The sequence below is a fragment of the Bacteroides timonensis genome, from assembly GCF_000513195.1.
In the GTDB taxonomy this organism is placed as follows: domain Bacteria; phylum Bacteroidota; class Bacteroidia; order Bacteroidales; family Bacteroidaceae; genus Bacteroides; species Bacteroides timonensis.
In genome coordinates, this window is record NZ_CBVI010000069.1 from 23,118 (window position 1) to 39,731 (window position 16,614).

The 16,614-nt window shown below is 43.8% G+C and carries 21 protein-coding genes; 15 read left to right on the forward strand and 6 right to left on the reverse strand.

Features of this window, described 5'->3' with window-relative positions; all coding sequences use genetic code 11:
- Window positions 1-4 precede the first annotated feature (4 nt).
- From BN161_RS13315 to BN161_RS13355, 9 genes are all read left to right on the forward strand, one after another.
- Window positions 5-691, forward strand: coding sequence for a Na(+)-translocating NADH-quinone reductase subunit C (locus tag BN161_RS13315; RefSeq protein ID WP_044267007.1), 687 nt, complete (start codon window positions 5-7; stop codon window positions 689-691).
- Window positions 692-696: 5 nt separating this feature from the next.
- Window positions 697-1,332, forward strand: coding sequence for an NADH:ubiquinone reductase (Na(+)-transporting) subunit D (locus BN161_RS13320; RefSeq protein ID WP_044267008.1), 636 nt, complete (start codon window positions 697-699; stop codon window positions 1,330-1,332).
- 101 nt (window positions 1,333-1,433) lie between these two features.
- On the forward strand, window positions 1,434-2,060 hold the full coding sequence (nqrE, locus tag BN161_RS13325; RefSeq protein ID WP_007213640.1) for an NADH:ubiquinone reductase (Na(+)-transporting) subunit E: 627 nt from the start codon (window positions 1,434-1,436) through the stop codon (window positions 2,058-2,060).
- Window positions 2,061-2,079: 19 nt separating this feature from the next.
- Window positions 2,080-3,354 (forward strand): NADH:ubiquinone reductase (Na(+)-transporting) subunit F, encoded by a 1,275-nt coding sequence (nqrF, locus tag BN161_RS13330; RefSeq protein ID WP_044267009.1) that lies wholly within the window; start codon window positions 2,080-2,082, stop codon window positions 3,352-3,354.
- Window positions 3,355-3,509: 155 nt separating this feature from the next.
- On the forward strand, window positions 3,510-4,853 hold the full coding sequence (locus BN161_RS13335; RefSeq protein WP_044267010.1) for a DEAD/DEAH box helicase: 1,344 nt from the start codon (window positions 3,510-3,512) through the stop codon (window positions 4,851-4,853).
- Window positions 4,854-5,127: 274 nt separating this feature from the next.
- Window positions 5,128-6,195 carry a 3-phosphoserine/phosphohydroxythreonine transaminase gene (gene serC, locus BN161_RS13340; protein WP_007213643.1) on the forward strand — a complete coding sequence of 356 codons (1,068 nt, stop codon included), beginning with the start codon at window positions 5,128-5,130 and terminating at the stop codon, window positions 6,193-6,195.
- Window positions 6,196-6,304: 109 nt separating this feature from the next.
- Window positions 6,305-7,228, forward strand: a complete 924-nt coding sequence (locus tag BN161_RS13345; protein WP_007213644.1) for an NAD(P)-dependent oxidoreductase — start codon at window positions 6,305-6,307, stop codon at window positions 7,226-7,228.
- 2 nt (window positions 7,229-7,230) lie between these two features.
- Window positions 7,231-7,425: a hypothetical protein gene (locus BN161_RS13350; RefSeq protein WP_044267011.1), complete on the forward strand. Its 195-nt coding sequence runs from the start codon at window positions 7,231-7,233 to the stop codon at window positions 7,423-7,425.
- A gap of 24 nt (window positions 7,426-7,449) precedes the next feature.
- Window positions 7,450-8,697 carry a DUF1015 domain-containing protein gene (locus BN161_RS13355; RefSeq protein ID WP_044267012.1) on the forward strand — a complete coding sequence of 416 codons (1,248 nt, stop codon included), beginning with the start codon at window positions 7,450-7,452 and terminating at the stop codon, window positions 8,695-8,697.
- Window positions 8,698-8,756: 59 nt separating this feature from the next.
- Here the strand turns inward: BN161_RS13355 and BN161_RS13360 are convergent, their stop codons facing one another.
- Window positions 8,757-9,131: a hypothetical protein gene (locus tag BN161_RS13360; protein ID WP_044267013.1), complete on the reverse strand. Its 375-nt coding sequence runs from the start codon at window positions 9,129-9,131 to the stop codon at window positions 8,757-8,759.
- Window positions 9,128-9,676 carry an RNA polymerase sigma factor gene (locus tag BN161_RS13365; protein WP_044267014.1) on the reverse strand — a complete coding sequence of 183 codons (549 nt, stop codon included), beginning with the start codon at window positions 9,674-9,676 and terminating at the stop codon, window positions 9,128-9,130. The genes BN161_RS13360 and BN161_RS13365 overlap by 4 nt, the downstream gene beginning before the upstream one ends.
- Before the next feature lie 143 nt (window positions 9,677-9,819).
- On the opposite strand from BN161_RS13365, the gene BN161_RS13370 reads away from it, so the two are divergent.
- From BN161_RS13370 to BN161_RS13375, 3 genes are all read left to right on the forward strand, one after another.
- Entirely contained in the window at window positions 9,820-10,218 is a 399-nt protein-coding gene (locus BN161_RS13370; protein ID WP_081743709.1) for a DUF6249 domain-containing protein, read from the forward strand.
- Between the two features lie 133 nt (window positions 10,219-10,351).
- Window positions 10,352-10,525, forward strand: a complete 174-nt coding sequence (locus BN161_RS29860; protein WP_167332539.1) for a hypothetical protein — start codon at window positions 10,352-10,354, stop codon at window positions 10,523-10,525.
- 379 nt (window positions 10,526-10,904) lie between these two features.
- A complete protein-coding gene (locus BN161_RS13375; protein ID WP_044267016.1) occupies window positions 10,905-11,789 on the forward strand; it encodes a D-isomer specific 2-hydroxyacid dehydrogenase family protein in 885 nt (294 codons plus the stop codon).
- A 5-nt stretch (window positions 11,790-11,794) separates the two neighbouring features.
- Here BN161_RS13375 and BN161_RS13380 read toward each other — a convergent pair whose 3' ends face one another.
- Window positions 11,795-12,586, reverse strand: a complete 792-nt coding sequence (locus BN161_RS13380; protein WP_044267018.1) for an aspartate dehydrogenase domain-containing protein — start codon at window positions 12,584-12,586, stop codon at window positions 11,795-11,797.
- Between the two features lie 118 nt (window positions 12,587-12,704).
- Here BN161_RS13380 and BN161_RS13385 point away from each other — a divergent pair, with 118 nt between their 5' ends.
- Window positions 12,705-13,106 carry an FKBP-type peptidyl-prolyl cis-trans isomerase gene (locus BN161_RS13385; RefSeq protein WP_044267020.1) on the forward strand — a complete coding sequence of 134 codons (402 nt, stop codon included), beginning with the start codon at window positions 12,705-12,707 and terminating at the stop codon, window positions 13,104-13,106.
- Window positions 13,107-13,119: 13 nt separating this feature from the next.
- The gene (locus BN161_RS13390; RefSeq protein WP_044267021.1) at window positions 13,120-13,692 is read left to right on the forward strand and encodes a flavodoxin family protein; all 573 of its coding nucleotides are present in this window, start codon (window positions 13,120-13,122) and stop codon (window positions 13,690-13,692) included.
- Between the two features lie 27 nt (window positions 13,693-13,719).
- Here the strand turns inward: BN161_RS13390 and BN161_RS13395 are convergent, their stop codons facing one another.
- Both BN161_RS13395 and BN161_RS13400 read right to left on the reverse strand, forming a co-directional pair.
- Window positions 13,720-14,847, reverse strand: coding sequence for a glycerate kinase family protein (locus tag BN161_RS13395; RefSeq protein ID WP_044267022.1), 1,128 nt, complete (start codon window positions 14,845-14,847; stop codon window positions 13,720-13,722).
- Between the two features lie 4 nt (window positions 14,848-14,851).
- Entirely contained in the window at window positions 14,852-15,469 is a 618-nt protein-coding gene (locus BN161_RS13400; RefSeq protein ID WP_044267023.1) for a hypothetical protein, read from the reverse strand.
- A 212-nt stretch (window positions 15,470-15,681) separates the two neighbouring features.
- Here BN161_RS13400 and BN161_RS13405 point away from each other — a divergent pair, with 212 nt between their 5' ends.
- Window positions 15,682-16,284, forward strand: coding sequence for an IMPACT family protein (locus tag BN161_RS13405; protein WP_044267025.1), 603 nt, complete (start codon window positions 15,682-15,684; stop codon window positions 16,282-16,284).
- 30 nt (window positions 16,285-16,314) lie between these two features.
- Here the strand turns inward: BN161_RS13405 and BN161_RS13410 are convergent, their stop codons facing one another.
- On the reverse strand, window positions 16,315-16,524 hold the full coding sequence (locus BN161_RS13410) for a CDGSH iron-sulfur domain-containing protein (RefSeq protein ID WP_007213658.1): 210 nt from the start codon (window positions 16,522-16,524) through the stop codon (window positions 16,315-16,317).
- Between the last annotated feature and the right edge of the window lie 90 nt (window positions 16,525-16,614).

The following is a 16,614-nucleotide window of genomic DNA, read 5'->3' on the forward strand; positions in this document are numbered from 1 at the left end:
GAAAATGAATACCAATAGTAATAGTTATACTATCATTTATGCTTCGGTAATGGTTGTTATCGTGGCATTCTTGCTGGCATTCGTTAGTTCCTCACTGAGAAGCATTCAGGATAAAAACGTGGAACTGGATACGAAGAAGCAAATACTCGCTGCATTGAACATCAAAAATGTGGAAGATGCCGAGGCTGAATATAATAAGTATGTAAAAGGAGATATGCTGATGAACGTAGACGGTACTCTGACCGAGAACACCGGAACGTTTGCTACCGGCTACGAAAAAGAAGCTAAAGAACACCAGCGCCTGCACGTATTCGTTGCAGAAGTAAATGGAGAAACTAAATATGTATTCCCTGTTTACGGTGCCGGTCTTTGGGGTGCTATCTGGGGATATGTTGCACTGAACAGTGACAAGGATACCGTTTACGGTGTTTACTTCTCTCATGCCAGTGAAACTCCGGGTCTGGGTGCCGAAATCGCCGGACAACACTTTCAAGATGAGTTCCTGGGCAAAAAGACGCTGGACAATGGTGAAGTTGCCCTGGGCGTCGTGAAGAACGGTAAGGTGGAAAAACCTGATTACCAGGTGGACGGTATCTCCGGTGGTACGATTACTTCTGTAGGTGTAGATGCCATGCTGAAAGCTTGTCTGAATAGTTACAAGAGTTTTTTAACCAATAATGATGAGGAATAAAGGATATGGGACAGTTATTTTCAAAGAAAAATAGAGAAGTATTCTCAACTCCGCTGGGTATGAACAACCCTGTTACCATACAGGTGCTGGGTATCTGTTCTGCACTGGCTGTGACTGCCAAACTGGAACCTGCCATCGTAATGGGGCTTTCGGTGACGGTGATTACGGCTTTTGCCAATGTGGTTATCTCATTGTTGCGCAAAACCATTCCCAACCGTATCCGTATCATCGTTCAGTTGGTTGTGGTAGCCGCTTTGGTAACCATCGTAAGTGAAGTTCTGAAAGCGTTTGCTTATGACGTAAGTGTACAGCTTTCTGTTTATGTAGGTCTGATTATCACAAACTGTATCCTGATGGGGCGTCTGGAAGCGTTTGCCATGCAGAACGGTCCGTGGGAGTCTTGCCTCGACGGTATAGGTAACGGTTTGGGATATGCCAAGATTTTGATTATCGTAGCTTTCTTCCGCGAACTGTTAGGTTCCGGTACATTGCTCGGTTTCAATATTCTGAACCATGAATGGCTGATAAACCTGGGTTATGTGAACAACGGCTTGATGCTGATGCCGCCGATGGCTTTGATCATCTGTGCTTGTATCATCTGGTATCAACGTGCCCGTCACAAAGAATTGCAAGAAAAATAATATAAATGAAGAATGAAGAATGATGAATGAAGAATTGGCGGCACTATGGCGCTGCATAGAAATTCTTAATTCTTAATTCTTAATTCTTAATTCAAAGAATTATGGAACATTTAATAAGTTTATTTGTCCGCTCCATATTCGTGGACAACATGATATTTGCGTTCTTCCTGGGTATGTGCTCTTACTTGGCTGTATCTAAGAACGTGAAAACTGCAGTAGGACTGGGTATTGCCGTAACTTTCGTATTGGTGGTTACGCTTCCGGTCAACTACTTGTTGCAAACCAAGGTACTGGCTGCCAACGCTATCATTGAAGGCGTTGACCTCAGCTTCCTGAGTTTTATTCTTTTCATCGCGGTAATTGCCGGTATCGTGCAGTTGGTAGAGATGGTTGTGGAACGTTTCAGTCCCTCCCTCTATGCTTCACTGGGTATCTTCTTGCCGCTGATTGCCGTAAACTGTGCCATCATGGGTGCTTCGCTGTTCATGCAGCAACGTATCAATGTGGGCGAGAGCGATCCGAAATACATCGGTGACGTATGGGATGCCATCTCTTATGCACTCGGTTCCGGTATTGGCTGGTTGCTGGCCATTGTAGGTCTGGCGGCTATTCGTGAGAAAATGGCTTACTCTGACGTGCCCGACGCGCTGAAAGGTTTGGGTATCACGTTCATTACAGTAGGTCTGATGGCAATGGCATTCATGTGTTTCTCTGGTTTGAACATCTAATAAAGAAAGGAATAGAACAATGGATATGAATTTAATATTAGCGAGCATTGGAGTATTCCTGGTGGTTATTCTGCTGCTTGTCGTTATCCTGCTGGTTGCCAAGAACTTCCTGGTACCTTCAGGTAATGTAAAACTGACTATCAATGGCGACAATGTGCTGGACGTAGAGTCTGGTTCCACGTTGCTGAATACGTTGTCTGTGAACGGTATATTCCTTTCTTCCGCTTGTGGTGGTAAGGGTTCTTGCGGACAGTGCAAATGCCAGGTACTGGATGGCGGTGGCGAGATTCTGCCGTCTGAAGTTCCTCATTTCAGCCGCAAACAGGTGCAAGATCATTGGCGTCTGGGTTGCCAGGTGAAAGTGAAGAGTGATATGGCCATCAAGATTGATGAGTCCGTACTGGGTGTAAAAGAGTGGGAGTGCGAGGTTATCTCCAACAAGAACGTGGCTACGTTCATCAAAGAGTTCATCGTTGCGTTGCCTAAGGGCGAACACATGGACTTTATCCCGGGATCTTATGCACAGATCAAGATACCTAAATACTCAATGGACTATAACAAGGACATTGACAAGAGCCTGATTGGTGACGAGTATCTGCCGGCATGGGAGAAATTCGGTTTGTTTACATTGAAGTGTGACAACAACGAAGAAACCATCCGTGCATATTCTATGGCTAACTATCCGGCAGAAGGCGACCGTATCATGTTGACGGTACGTATCGCAACTCCTCCGTTCAAGCCGAAAGATCAGGGACAAGGCTTTATGGATGTACCTGCGGGTATCGCTTCTTCTTATATCTTCACACTGAAACCGGGTGATAAGGTGATGATGAGTGGTCCTTACGGAGACTTCCACCCGATATTCGATTCTAAGAAGGAAATGATGTGGATTGGCGGTGGTGCCGGTATGGCTCCGTTGCGTGCACAAATCATGCACTTGACGAAGACACTGCACACTACAGACCGCAAGATGACTTACTTCTACGGTGCACGTGCATTGAACGAGGTATTCTATCTGGAAGACTTCCTGCAAATCGAGAAGGATTTCCCGAACTTTACGTTCCATCTGGCTCTGGACCGTCCGGATCCCGCAGCAGATGCAGCAGGCGTGAAGTATACTCCGGGCTTTGTTCACCAGGTGATTTACGAAACTTATCTGAAGGATCACGAAGCTCCCGAAGATATCGAATACTACATGTGTGGTCCTGGCCCGATGTCGAAAGCTGTCGAAAAGATGCTCGACGATCTCGGCGTTCCAGCTCAGAACTTGATGTTCGACAACTTCGGCGGATAAGGCATACGCTAAAATTGGTAAATGACTTCGATATTTTTGAAAACTCCTGCAAGGCTACGGCTGAGCAGGAGTTTTTTTATTAACTTTTTCATACATGCATGAAAGTTCTACGCCCAATTTGCATTATCTTTGGCTCGTCATAACAAAAGATTATTATGGAAATTCAAGATATACTGCGTAATCTGCAAATAGAGCAACTTACCCCGATGCAAGAGGCAACCCGGGAAGCTTACCGTGAAAATAAAGACTTGGTGCTGCTTTCACCCACAGGATCGGGTAAAACGCTGGCCTTTCTGCTTCCGCTGGTGCAGACTCTGAAAACGGATGTGCAAGGTGTACAAGCCGTTGTTCTGGTGCCCTCACGAGAACTGGCATTGCAGATTGAAACGGTATTCAAATCCATGGGGACCCCGTTTAAAGCTATGAGTTGTTACGGTGGTCGTCCTGCGATGGAAGAGCACAGGACGATGAAGGGGATTCATCCTTCCGTCATTATCGGTACACCGGGACGAATGAACGATCATCTGCGGAAAGAGAATTTCGATGCGGCTACCGTCACTACATTGGTGATAGATGAGTTCGATAAATGCCTTGAGTTCGGTTTCCACGATGAAATGGCGGAAGTGATCGGACAGTTACCATCATTAAAGAAGCGTATTCTGCTTTCGGCTACGGATGCTGAAGAAATTCCCCAATTTGCCGGAGTAGGAGGTGAGGACCAACTTTCTGCTGACGGTTCTCAACTTATCAAACTGAATTTCTTGGACCCTGATGCCCTTGCACCGCGCCTGAAACTTCATAAAGTTGTTTCTCCCGAAAAAGATAAGCTGGAAACTCTCTATAATCTGCTTTGTGTGCTTGGTTATCATTCTACCCTTGTATTCTGCAACTATCGTGAAAGTGTGGAACGAGTCACCGGATATCTGCAAGCAAAGAAATTCCCATGCGATATGTTCCATGGCGGTATGGAGCAACCCGACCGTGAACGGGCGCTCTATAAGTTTCGTAACGGCAGTTGTGCCGTATTAATCTCTACTGATCTTGCTGCCCGCGGACTGGATATCCCCGGTATAGAAAACGTAGTTCACTATCATCTTCCTGTCAATGAAGAAGCCTATACGCACCGCAACGGACGTACGGCTCGTTGGGAAGCTGACGGAAATTCCTATCTCATCCTGTACAATGAAGAGCGGGTTCCTGAATACATTCCCGAAGATATTGAAATCTTTGAGTTTCCGGAAGTACTGCCGAAGCCGGCCAAGTCCCGGTGGGCTACCTTATATATAGGTAAAGGAAAGAAAGATAAGCTGAACAAAATCGATATTGTCGGCTTCTTATATAAGAAAGGTGGACTGGCGCGTGAAGATGTGGGACAAGTGGATGTGAAAGAACACTATGCTTTCGTAGCTGTGCGCCGTAGTAAGATGAAACAGTTGCTCACGTTGATACAAGGTGAGAAAATTAAAGGAGTAAAGACGATAATTGAGGAAGCTAAGTAAGTTTTCTTATAAATATTCACTTTTTTTGCGTCTAAACTTCTGAATGTAAAGTAATAAAATCGTATTACTATTAGATTCTTCTAAAAGTCCGTTCTTGATAAGTATGGATAACAAAATGGTGCATATATCCTGTATAAACCATAAAAAAGTAAGCTAAATGCGCTGTTAAAATAGAATTTCATTATGAAAGGTTTGTTTTAAAGAAATATTTCCGTAATTTCGCAAGGTCTAAAGACACTAATGAACGAAATTGTATAACCAAAACAAACTTCAAATGAAAAAGCATAATTTCAATGCAGGACCTTCTATTCTTCCTCGTGAGGTGATTGAGGATACGGCAAAAGCTATTCTTGATTTCAACGGCTCAGGCCTCTCACTGATGGAAATCAGCCACCGTGCTAAGGACTTCCAACCTGTTGTGGACGAAGCCGTAGCACTATTCAAAGAATTACTCAATATCCCCGAAGGGTATTCGGTACTGTTCTTGGGCGGTGGTGCCAGTTTGGAATTCTGCATGGTCCCCTTCAACTTCCTCGAAAAGAAAGCTGCTTACCTGAATACAGGTGTATGGGCTAAGAAAGCCATGAAAGAAGCCAAAGCTTTCGGTGAAGTAGTTGAAGTCGCTTCTTCCGCAGAGTCTACTTATACTTATATTCCTAAGGATTATACAGTGCCTGCTGATGCTGATTATTTCCACATCACGACCAATAACACTATTTATGGTACTGAACTTAAAGAAGACCTGGATGTAAACGTTCCGATGATTGCCGATATGTCTTCCGATATTTTCTCCCGTCCTATCGACGTGTCTAAATATATCTGTATCTATGGCGGTGCACAGAAGAATCTGGCTCCTTCAGGCGTAACCTTCGTTATCGTGAAGAATGACGCTTTGGGTAAGGTGTCCCGCTATATTCCTACGATGCTGAACTATCAGACACATATTGACAGCGGTTCTATGTTCAACACTCCTCCGGTTGTTCCCATCTATGCTGCATTGCAGACTTTGCGTTGGATCAAGGCACAGGGTGGTGTGAAAGAAATGGAACGCCGTGCCATAGAAAAGGCAGATATGCTGTATGCTGAAATCGACCGCAACAAGATGTTCGTAGGTACGGCCGCACAAGAAGACCGTTCACGCATGAACATCTGCTTCGTGATGGCTCCCGAATACAAAGAACTGGAAGCTGACTTCATGAAGTTTGCTACAGAAAGAGGTATGGTAGGTATCAAGGGACACCGTTCAGTGGGTGGTTTCCGTGCATCTTGCTACAATGCTATGCCGAAGGAAAGCGTACAGGCTTTGATTGACTGCATGCAGGAATTTGAGAAACTTCATTAATAATATTTTATTCACCACAGAGTACACAGAGGTCACAGAGGATAATTAATAAAAACTCTGTGTATTCTGTGTCCTCTGTGGTGAGTCTTTTTTTAATATCATAAGAATCATGAAAGTATTAATTGCAACCGACAAACCGTTCGCTAAAGTAGCTGTAGACGGTATTCGCAAAGAAATTGAAGCAGCAGGTTATGAACTTGCCTTGTTGGAGAAATATACAGAGAAAGCCCAGTTGCTGGACGCAGTGAAGGATGCCAATGCCATCATTATCCGTAGCGACATTATAGATGCCGCAGTATTGGACGCTGCAAAAGAACTGAAGATTGTAGTACGTGCAGGTGCAGGTTACGATAATGTAGACCTGGAAGCTGCCACTGCTCATGGTGTGTGCGTAATGAACACTCCGGGACAGAACTCTAATGCCGTAGCCGAACTTGCTTTCGGCATGATGGTGATGGCTGTCCGCAATATGTATAACGGTACTTCCGGTACGGAATTGAAGGGTAAGAAACTGGGTATTCACGCTTATGGTAATGTAGGTCGCAACGTGGCTCGCATAGCCAAAGGTTTCGGTATGGAAATCTTTGCTTTCGATGCTTTCTGTCCGAAAGAAGTGATTGAGAAAGACGGCGTGAAAGCTGTTGACTCTGCTGATGAGCTTTATTCTGCTTGTGACGTAGTTTCATTGCACATTCCGGCTACTGCTGAAACGAAGAATTCTATCAACTATGCTTTGGTAAATAAAATGCCGAAGGGTGGTGTATTGGTAAATACTGCACGTAAGGAAGTTATCAACGAAGCAGAACTGATTCAGCTGATGGAAGAACGCGGTGACCTGAAATACATGACTGATATCATGCCCGCAGCTCACGAAACATTTGCTGCCAAGTTCGTAGGCCGTTATTTCTCTACACCGAAGAAGATGGGTGCACAGACTGCTGAAGCTAACATCAATGCCGGTATTGCTGCTGCACAACAGATTGTTGGTTTCCTGAAAGACGGTTGCGAGAAATTCCGTGTTAATAAGAAATAAGAATGAATAGTAAAACTGCCTATAAATTTGCAGTTGTCTATCTGATGATAGGTGCTGGTGTTTTTGCACTAAGCAGTCTATTCAGAAAAGAACTTTCAGATTTCGCCCTCGGCTTTTGCGAGGGCGTATCTGTTGTGTTGATATTAGGCAGCGCAATCTATTTGATAGTGCATTTCATGAAAAAGAGATCTCAATAATCCATTAAAAACACACCTTGACTTATGGCAATAATTAAACCTTTTAAAGGTATCCGTCCACCGCAGAATCTGGTGGAGCAAGTAGCTTCCCGCCCATATGATGTGCTGAACTCAGCAGAAGCACGTGAAGAGGCAAAAGGAAATGAAAAATCGTTGTATCATATCATTAAACCCGAAATAGACTTTCCCGTAGGTACCGACGAACACGATGAATGTGTTTATCAGAAAGCTGCCGAAAACTTCCAGATGTTTCAGGACAAAGGCTGGCTGGTACAGGATGATAAAGAAAACTACTACGTCTATGCGCAGACCATGAATGGGAAAACGCAATACGGTTTAGTAGTAGGTGCCTATGTACCTGATTATATGAACGGCGTCATCAAGAAACATGAGCTGACCCGTCGCGATAAGGAAGAAGACCGTATGAAGCATGTTCGTGTGAATAATGCCAATATAGAGCCGGTATTCTTTGCATATCCTGACAATGCTACTCTGGATGCTATTATCGCTCATTATACAGCCGAAAAGCCGGTATATGATTTCATTGCTCCCGGTGATGGCTTTGGTCATACTTTCTGGATTATTGATAAGCAGGAAGACATTGATGCCATTACGAAGGAATTTGCTAAGATGCCCGCTCTTTATATTGCCGACGGACACCATCGTAGTGCCGCCGCCGCTTTGGTAGGAGCGGAGAAAGCCAAGCAGAATGTAAACCATACCGGTAATGAGGAATATAATTACTTCATGGCCGTTTGTTTCCCTGCTAACCAACTGACCATTATTGATTACAACCGTGTTGTAAAAGACTTGAATGGCTTGACACCTGAACAATTCCTGACAGCTGTCAGCAAGAATTTTACGGTAGAAGAAAAAGGCACTGAAATCTATAAACCTGCCGGTTTGCATAATTTCTCCCTTTATCTGGATGGTAAGTGGTACAGTCTGACCGCTAAACCGGGTACTTACAACGATAATGATCCGATTGGTGTACTGGATGTTACTATTTCTTCCAACCTTATTCTGGATGAAGTTCTCGGCATCAAAGATCTGCGTTCGGATAAACGTATTGATTTTGTTGGAGGTATCCGTGGTCTGGGTGAGTTGAAGAAACGTGTGGATAGTGGTGAAATGAAAGTGGCTTTGGCACTTTATCCTGTCAGCATGAAGCAATTGATGGATATTGCAGATACGGGCAATATCATGCCGCCTAAGACAACGTGGTTTGAACCGAAACTACGTTCGGGGTTGGTGATTCATAAGCTGGATTAAAATATGGAATAAAAAAGTGAAGCGAGGATGTTCCTGCAAAGGATATCCTCGCTTTTTCTTTAAGGGTGATGCTTATTAAAATATCGTTTCCTCATCCAGCGGTCAAAGATAAGGAACAGAGGTATTGCGATAAGTATCACTAAATAGAATGAGGGAATTTGGATCTTTTCCGTTTCCAGTATTTCAGGGCGGGTGAAGGCTTCTCTGATTGTATTACCGAAATAAATCACTAATCCGGCAATGCAGCATCCTATTAAGAATATGGAAGCGGCTATCGTAGCAAACAGCGTTCTTCGTTCCGATTTCTTTTCGCGTAAGCGTATGGCTTCTTCCACCTTCCTCATGGTATGGTAGGCGAAATTGGAAGGTAGACGAAATCCGTTTTCCTCTTTTATGGCTTTTTTCAGCCCTTTGTCTTTTTGTTCTTCGTTCATACTTCCTCTTGTTTTATGAGTACATATATCTTTTTGCGTACGCGATGCAATTTTACTTTTGCATTGCTTTCCGTCAGGCCCAGAATCAGGGCAGTTTCATTCAATGACTTTTCTTCGTAGTAGAACAAGGTAATCAAGGCACGTTCGTCTGAGTTAAGTTTTTCTATGGCTCTGTTTAATCTGATAATCATTTCCTCACTTTCATCATTAAGCGTTTCATCTACTTGTTGGTCGGAAATGTTGGCGAGCAACGTATCATCCATGGCAAAGGTCTCGAAATTTTTCTTACGGGTTGCCGAAATCGCCGTATTATAAGCAATGGAATAGATCCATGTTGAGAACGAACTTTCGGCTTTGAAAGAGGAGAGGTGCTGGAACGCTTTCAGAAAAACGTCTTGCGTCAACTCCTCGGCATCTTCCTGATTACAGATGATGCGGGCAATCAGGGAAAAGACCTGTTGACCGTGTTGATTCAGGAAGTATTCGTATAGAGCAGTTTCCCCTCTCAGTATGCGTTGGATAATATGTGTTTCGTTATTCTCCATTCTGCCTTTTAGACGCAACTCTTTGTAGGAGGTTACATTATTTCTGAGAAATATTTTTTTTTGATGAAATGTGTAACCTTACACAAGACACTGCGTCTAAAGTGTACAAAGGAACAAAAATACTAATTTAAAACGAAACGAATATGATGGATTTTATTATGGTGCCTGCGATAATGGCAATCATTACTGTAGGGATTTACAAACTGTTTGAACTGTTTGTATGTAAGAAAGAGCGGTTGATGCTTATTGAAAAAATGGGAGATAAATATGAACCGGATGTGACATCCATACCGAGGTTTCACAGTAATTATTCTTTTTCGGCGTTGAAGATAGGATGTCTTCTGCTGGGTATGGGGTTAGGTCTGTTGATAGGTTTTATTATCTGTACCTCATCGGTTCCCGGATATTTGGATAAGAATATGGATGATTGGCGTGTGTATAGAGAAACAGTTTCCTTGGTTTATGGAGCATGTGTACTTGTATTTGGTGGTATAGGGCTTGTTGCAGCTTTTATTACGGAGCTGAAACTGAGTAAGAAATAATACTCTATTCTGAAGAATTTAAAAAAGAGAGTTGACAATGTCCCTGTCAACTCTCTTTTTTTGCAGCAAAGTAGAACTTTAAGGAGCATCTGTTTGTTAGTATATTAGTAAATAACCTAAACCAGATAACGATATGGATAAAAAAGATGAAAAGGCTCTTGAAGAGAAGAGCAAGATACAAAAAGATGCTGAAGAAACATTACCTGGACGACAATTGGGCTTATATTCCAAAGTCGATAAGAAAGAAGTGCGCAATATGGTTTCGGAGATAAATCCGGATAAGAATAGTTTGGGCAGCAGAGGATAGTTTCGGCTTTATTAACTACCTTTGGATAAGATAAGCTGCATTTCGGCATAACTTTTTCATGCAAGCATGAAAGCTCTGCGCTCAATTTGCATTATCTTTGCAAAACATTAGCTTTTCAGCTATATTGTAATGTATAAAAATTGTAGAACAATGAAGACGAAAAACGTAGGGATGCCCTGTCGGCATTCAAGGAAGCGAACTGCTTGATAGAGATGGAACGCAATGGTGGACGTTGGATTGCAAAAGATCGTCCGCATAAGAACAAGAAAAAGTATTGTCGTAAAGATAGTAAGAAAGAGTTGCCACGTATGATCGATGGCAGCTCTTTTGTTTTATATCACTCTTTTTGCTAACTTCGTCCTCTCTAAAATAAAAAACTATGTTTCGTAAACTTGTAGCAATAGAACCCGTAAGTCTGATTCCGTCAGCAGAAAAAGCACTGCATTCGTATGCAGAAAAGGTAGTGATGTTCCCTGATGTTCCGGCAGGGGATGATGAAATAGTAGCCCGTATCGGAGATGCCGATGCTGTGCTATTGAGTTATACTTCACAAATAAACAGGAGTGTGCTTGAGAAGTGTCCGAATATAAGGTATATCGGTATGTGCTGCTCGCTGTATTCGCCGGAGAGTGCCAATGTAGACATTCGTTATGCGAATGAACGGAGGATTACTGTAACCGGTATCCGGGATTATGGGGATGAAGGTGTGGTGGAATATGTAGTCAGCGAACTGGTGCGTTGCCTGCATGGATTTGGTCAGGAATCCTGGGAAGAAATGCCCCGGGAGATCACAGGGCTGAAAGTAGGTGTCATAGGATTGGGTAAATCCGGTGGTATGATTGCCGATGCATTGAAATTCTTTGGGGCGGATATCGCTTATTTTGCCCGTAGTGAAAAAGAGGATGCGGCTGCCAAAGGATATCGTTTCTTACCCTTGGGAGAACTTCTTTCTCAGAGTGAAGTCGTTTTCTGTTGTCTCAATAAGAATACAGTCCTGTTGCATGAGGCTGAGTTCGAACAACTCGGAAATAAAAAGATATTGTTCAATACCGGGCTGTCTCCGGCGTGGGACGAACCCGCGTTCGTTAAGTGGCTGAAAGGTGATAACCTTTGTTTTTGTGATACACTGGGAGCTTTGGGTGGAGCACATCTTTTAAGCCATCCGCATGTCCGCTGTATGCAGGTATCTACAGGCCGTACCCGTCAGGCGTTTGACCGCCTGAGCGAGAAAGTACTGGCCAATATAGAAGCATATAACCGATAATGTAATCAGAAGAATACAATCGGTGATGTTATGTTAAGCAGGGTGTTCACAACAGACCACCCTGCAATTTCAGCAGTGGCGCTGTACACATCAATTACGGCATGCACCTGATCGTTCTTTATTTCCACTCTTTGAGTGTCTCCCACGAATCCGGGAGTGGATTGCATGGACATTTCCATATTCTCCGGGCCGACGGAGGCCAGTGAAGCTGCAACGGCTACATTGACTTTTGTTGGGAACATGGCTATGGCTTCAGTAGCATTTCCTGAGAAGACAACACGTTGCTCCGTTTGCAATGCCTCATCATATACGGCTGTTCCCTTCAAGGCATCAGGACCTTTTTCATTAAAGAATTTAGCTTTTGCATTTCCCATTAAAGAAGCTGTCCGCAGAACATCGAAACCGCCCGTAGCACCGGAAACGATGTATACACGCGTACCGTTCGCTTTGGCAGTCTTCATCACTTCCTGATAGAAAGCAGTGTCTGCCAGAGCGCCGATAGATAAGGTGACGATGGAAGTACCGTTCTTTAGGGCGGGTAATGCAAACTCTTTCATGGCAGCAGGAGAGGCTGCTTCTACCAGATAGTCCGGTTTAAGTGCCAGTAAATCTTCCGGGGTTGTACATGCTACGCAGGATTTCCCGTGTTGCTGCATTTTACTAACTATACGCTCAGCTTTTTCTGCTGTACGTGAGTAAACTCCAACTAAATCATATTCCGGCAACAAGCCATTAACAACTGCATCCGAAACTATTCCGGCCAGTCGTCCACATCCGACAATAACTAATTTTTTCATGGAGCAAAGATACCGCTTATTCATATAATCTCCAAAAACGCACGATGAGCTTATTCCGTATTTGGGTGGATAGCATAAATGTTGTACTTTTGTGGGAAAGAAGAATCATTTATAACTTATGGGACGAAAAGAAGAATATAAATTGCAGAATGAGCAATACCTGAAGGCTTTGCGTGCAGAGAATGATATCCGGGAACTGCCTTGCGGAATTCTATATCGGGTATTGGAAGAAGGGAATGGCGGCAATACTCCCCGTTTGAATAGCATCGTAACTGTGCATTATAAAGGCACTTTGATAAATGGCCGCGAGTTCGATAACTCCTGGAAACGGAATTACCCTGAGGCTTTTCGTCTGAATGAAGTCATTGAAGGCTGGCAGATAGCCCTGCAACGAATGCATGTAGGAGATCATTGGATTGTTTATATTCCTTATGCAATGGGGTATGGTACACGTAGCAGTGGCCCTATTCCTGCTTTCTCTACTTTGGTGTTTGATGTCCAGCTATTGGGAATTGCGTAAATACGGACTAGTTATGAAAATACTGATTATCAACGGAAGTCCCCGCAAGCAAGGACATATCTCGAAAATGTTGCAATTGATGGAAACGGAAGCCCGGGCGAATGGTGACGAAGTTACTGTGATTAGAGTGGCTGACCTGCAAATCCGTTCCTGCATCGGCTGTATGAGTTGCCGTGAGAAACTGAAATGTTGTTTGCCTGAGGATGATGCACAACGTGTGCTGAAGCAGATAGAAGAAGCACAAGCACTGATAATCGGCGCTCCCTGCTATTGGGGAAACCTGCCGGGACAACTGAAAGTGATGTTCGACCGCATCGTTTACGGAATGATGGGAGAGACCTCACGAGGTATTCCTATCGGCCTGCATAAAGGTAAAAAGGCAGTTATCGTAAGCACTTGCACTACTCCATATCCTTTCAATATATTCTTTAATCAGACAAGGGGAGTAGTAAAAGCGCTGAAAGAAATCCTGAAATGGAGCGGCTTTAAAGTTGTTTCAGCCATCGAGAAAGGCGGAACGAAACAACATCCCGGACTGACGGAAAGGGAAATGAAACGTTGTCGCGGAGTGATACATAAACTCTGATACGGAGATACACTTTCTTCTAATCATTTACTTCTTGCAAATACACTCGACTGTTTGCTGTATGTTTTTGCGTGCAACTTCCGGTCTCATGGCTTCTTCTAACGATATGAATGGAGGGTTAACAGAGAAGACCCCTTCAAACCCGGCTTGTTGTAATTCATCCGAATCTTCTATATTGCCGGCTAACAGGATTACCGGAATATCTTGTTTCCGGGCTTCAGCAAGTATGCCGGAAGGAACTTTTCCCATCAATGTTTGCCGGTCTGCTTTTCCTTCTCCGGTAATGATCAAGTCAGCGTTTTTTATTTTATTACTGAAGTCAAGAGCTTCCAGCATCAGTTGTATGCCGGGTTTCAGTTCCGCATTCAGGAAAGCCAGCAAACTACCGCCCATACCTCCGGCGGCACCGGCTCCGGGATGATGGGAAATATTTTTTCCCGTCGTATGACGGATGACTTCTGCAAAGTTTTGCAGTCCTGCATCCAATGCCTCCACCATTTTCCGGTCTGCTCCTTTCTGAGGTGCAAAGACATAAGCCGCTCCTTCGGGACCATAGAATGGATTTTGTACATCGCAGGCAACAGTAAATCGGCAACTGTTTAAAGCCGGATGGACAAAAGTACTGTCTATATGCGCTACTTTTATTAATATTTCTCCACGGCCTGTCCCTACTTCTTTACCCTCCTTGTCTGAAAAACGAAAGTCTAATGCCTGAAGCATTCCTAACCCTGCATCATTGGTTGCACTGCCACCAATGCCAATGATAAAGTTGCGGCAACCACGTTCCAGAGCATCACGAATGATTTCTCCCGTACCGTAAGTGGTAGTCAGCATCGGGTTTCTTTTTTCCAGCGGAACTAAAGGCAATCCGCTGATGCTTGCCATTTCTATGAAAGCTGTTTCTCCATTTTCGGAAATGCCGTAATAAGTATTGTGCCACCTCATCAATGGATCGTGGGCGGAGATCGGAACTTCCTGACCGTTGGTTGCCATAATCAGCACATCCAGCATTCCTTCGCCCCCATCGGCTATGGGCAGGCAGATAACTTCACATTCCGGGTATACGGAACGAATACCCTCGGCAGCTGCTTTTCCAGCTTCTGCCGAGGGTAAACATCCTTTAAAGGAGTCAATAGCTATGACTACTTTCTTCATATATTTAGATTTCCTCTATATCTTCTATATCTTCCAGTTTGGCTTCGGCTTTTGCTTCTATCTTTGTCAATTTCTTGGTGTTGTTGGCAATGACGGCCAATGCGCGATACAACTCGGCAAGCAGGCGTGCGAACACCACAATCAGGAAGCCGTATATAGGCATCAGGAAGAACATACCGGAAGGTATCGGCAGTATGTATTTGATTTCATTGGCAGCAAAGATTGTAATAATCACCGAACACAGTGTACCGATGACACCGATATAAAGTCCCAGCCATTCACCCATCGTCTGTGTCAGGTGCGATACAACGGGAATGGCAATGAATTCATTTTCTTCCTGGATAGCTTCTTTCAGTTTGTTTTTCCGGTTCATCCAGAGCAGATAGCTTCCCCATGCTCCTGCGCAAAGGATAATGAATAGCAGAATGAAAGCAAGGATTAATTTCCCTTCGGCATATTTAAAGAAGTCCATCTCGATGACCTTTGCCAGTATAAAAATAGGAAACAGCAAGTTCAATACGGCAAAGATGACATAGAGCCAGCGGAAGGGTTCGCGGAAGAAACGACCATTGTCGATGTAACCCAGCAGAGGGTCGAGAAAGGTAAACAGCTTGTTGTTCATAGTGATAAATGTTACTTATGGGAGGGCCTTGCATGCTAAGATTATCAGTATGAGGCCCTGATACATACTCATAATCAGACTTTTTTCTATGGAATGCGTCGTACTTTTGACAAACTTACGAAAAAACTTCTAAAGTCTGCCTGTTTCGTCTGAAAAAGAGAGAGGATTAGAAACTATTTTCTCATAACAATAAGAATACTTATCTTTGCAGCATGAGTGAAGATACCTACAAAACCATAAGCGCCCCTTCCGAAGGGATTTACACTGAGAAGCGCAGCAAGTTCATTGCTATCGCTTTGCCCGTGCGTACTGTCGATGAGGTAAAATCGCATCTGGAAGTTTATCAGAAGAAATATTATGATGCCCGCCACGTTTGCTACGCCTATATGCTGGGGCCCGAACGTAAAGATTTCCGCGCCAATGATAACGGAGAACCTTCCGGTACGGCAGGAAAGCCGATCCTGGGACAGATAAACTCCAATGAACTGACGGATATACTGATAATCGTTGTCCGCTATTTCGGCGGCATAAAGTTGGGAACAAGCGGACTGATTGTTGCTTATAAAGCTGCCGCTGCCGAGGCGATAGCTGTTGCCGAAGTGATAGAGAAAACGGTGGACGAAGCGGTGACCTTCTTGTTTGAATATCCCCTTATGAATGATGTAATGCGTATCGTAAAGGAAGAAGAACCGGAAATTCTGGAACAGTCGTATGATATGGATTGCCGTATGACACTTCGCATCCGGAAGTCGATGATGCCGAAGTTGATGGCGCGTCTGGAAAAAGTAGAGACATTACGCTTCGAGGAAGTGTAATGTCTCTGGCTTCCTGGTGATCCAGTACGTTTATTTCAAAGATAAATCATTATAGTGGATTTTCCGGTGTGTACCATCGCAAAAGGGTTGTTTATAGGACTTACCGCACCGGCATAAGGCAATTCTACCTGTTCGTATTTCTGCTTTTCCTTCTCTGTCTATCAGTTTAAAATTGCCTTCCACAATGAAAGGCCCATTCGGTGTAGCTGTGATGGCTACTATATTCTTTTCATTTTCCATGCTATAGGGAGTTAAATGTTTGATGTTTTAAGTAGAACGTTTCTACATGGAAATAGTTTGTCTATTCACTTTCTTTTGGGGGGATTTCCT

Coding starts and splice junctions, on each gene's coding strand:
- BN161_RS13315 (WP_044267007.1), top strand. CDS start 5: ATGAATACCAATAGTAATAGTTATACTATCATTTATGCTTCGGTAATG.
- BN161_RS13320 (WP_044267008.1), top strand. CDS start 697: ATGGGACAGTTATTTTCAAAGAAAAATAGAGAAGTATTCTCAACTCCG.
- nqrE (WP_007213640.1), top strand. CDS start 1,434: ATGGAACATTTAATAAGTTTATTTGTCCGCTCCATATTCGTGGACAAC.
- nqrF (WP_044267009.1), top strand. CDS start 2,080: ATGGATATGAATTTAATATTAGCGAGCATTGGAGTATTCCTGGTGGTT.
- BN161_RS13335 (WP_044267010.1), top strand. CDS start 3,510: ATGGAAATTCAAGATATACTGCGTAATCTGCAAATAGAGCAACTTACC.
- serC (WP_007213643.1), top strand. CDS start 5,128: ATGAAAAAGCATAATTTCAATGCAGGACCTTCTATTCTTCCTCGTGAG.
- BN161_RS13345 (WP_007213644.1), top strand. CDS start 6,305: ATGAAAGTATTAATTGCAACCGACAAACCGTTCGCTAAAGTAGCTGTA.
- BN161_RS13350 (WP_044267011.1), top strand. CDS start 7,231: ATGAATAGTAAAACTGCCTATAAATTTGCAGTTGTCTATCTGATGATA.
- BN161_RS13355 (WP_044267012.1), top strand. CDS start 7,450: ATGGCAATAATTAAACCTTTTAAAGGTATCCGTCCACCGCAGAATCTG.
- BN161_RS13360 (WP_044267013.1), bottom strand. CDS start 9,131: ATGAACGAAGAACAAAAAGACAAAGGGCTGAAAAAAGCCATAAAAGAG.
- BN161_RS13365 (WP_044267014.1), bottom strand. CDS start 9,676: ATGGAGAATAACGAAACACATATTATCCAACGCATACTGAGAGGGGAA.
- BN161_RS13370 (WP_081743709.1), top strand. CDS start 9,820: ATGATGGATTTTATTATGGTGCCTGCGATAATGGCAATCATTACTGTA.
- BN161_RS29860 (WP_167332539.1), top strand. CDS start 10,352: ATGGATAAAAAAGATGAAAAGGCTCTTGAAGAGAAGAGCAAGATACAA.
- BN161_RS13375 (WP_044267016.1), top strand. CDS start 10,905: ATGTTTCGTAAACTTGTAGCAATAGAACCCGTAAGTCTGATTCCGTCA.
- BN161_RS13380 (WP_044267018.1), bottom strand. CDS start 12,586: ATGAAAAAATTAGTTATTGTCGGATGTGGACGACTGGCCGGAATAGTT.
- BN161_RS13385 (WP_044267020.1), top strand. CDS start 12,705: ATGGGACGAAAAGAAGAATATAAATTGCAGAATGAGCAATACCTGAAG.
- BN161_RS13390 (WP_044267021.1), top strand. CDS start 13,120: ATGAAAATACTGATTATCAACGGAAGTCCCCGCAAGCAAGGACATATC.
- BN161_RS13395 (WP_044267022.1), bottom strand. CDS start 14,847: ATGAAGAAAGTAGTCATAGCTATTGACTCCTTTAAAGGATGTTTACCC.
- BN161_RS13400 (WP_044267023.1), bottom strand. CDS start 15,469: ATGAACAACAAGCTGTTTACCTTTCTCGACCCTCTGCTGGGTTACATC.
- BN161_RS13405 (WP_044267025.1), top strand. CDS start 15,682: ATGAGTGAAGATACCTACAAAACCATAAGCGCCCCTTCCGAAGGGATT.
- BN161_RS13410 (WP_007213658.1), bottom strand. CDS start 16,524: ATGGAAAATGAAAAGAATATAGTAGCCATCACAGCTACACCGAATGGG.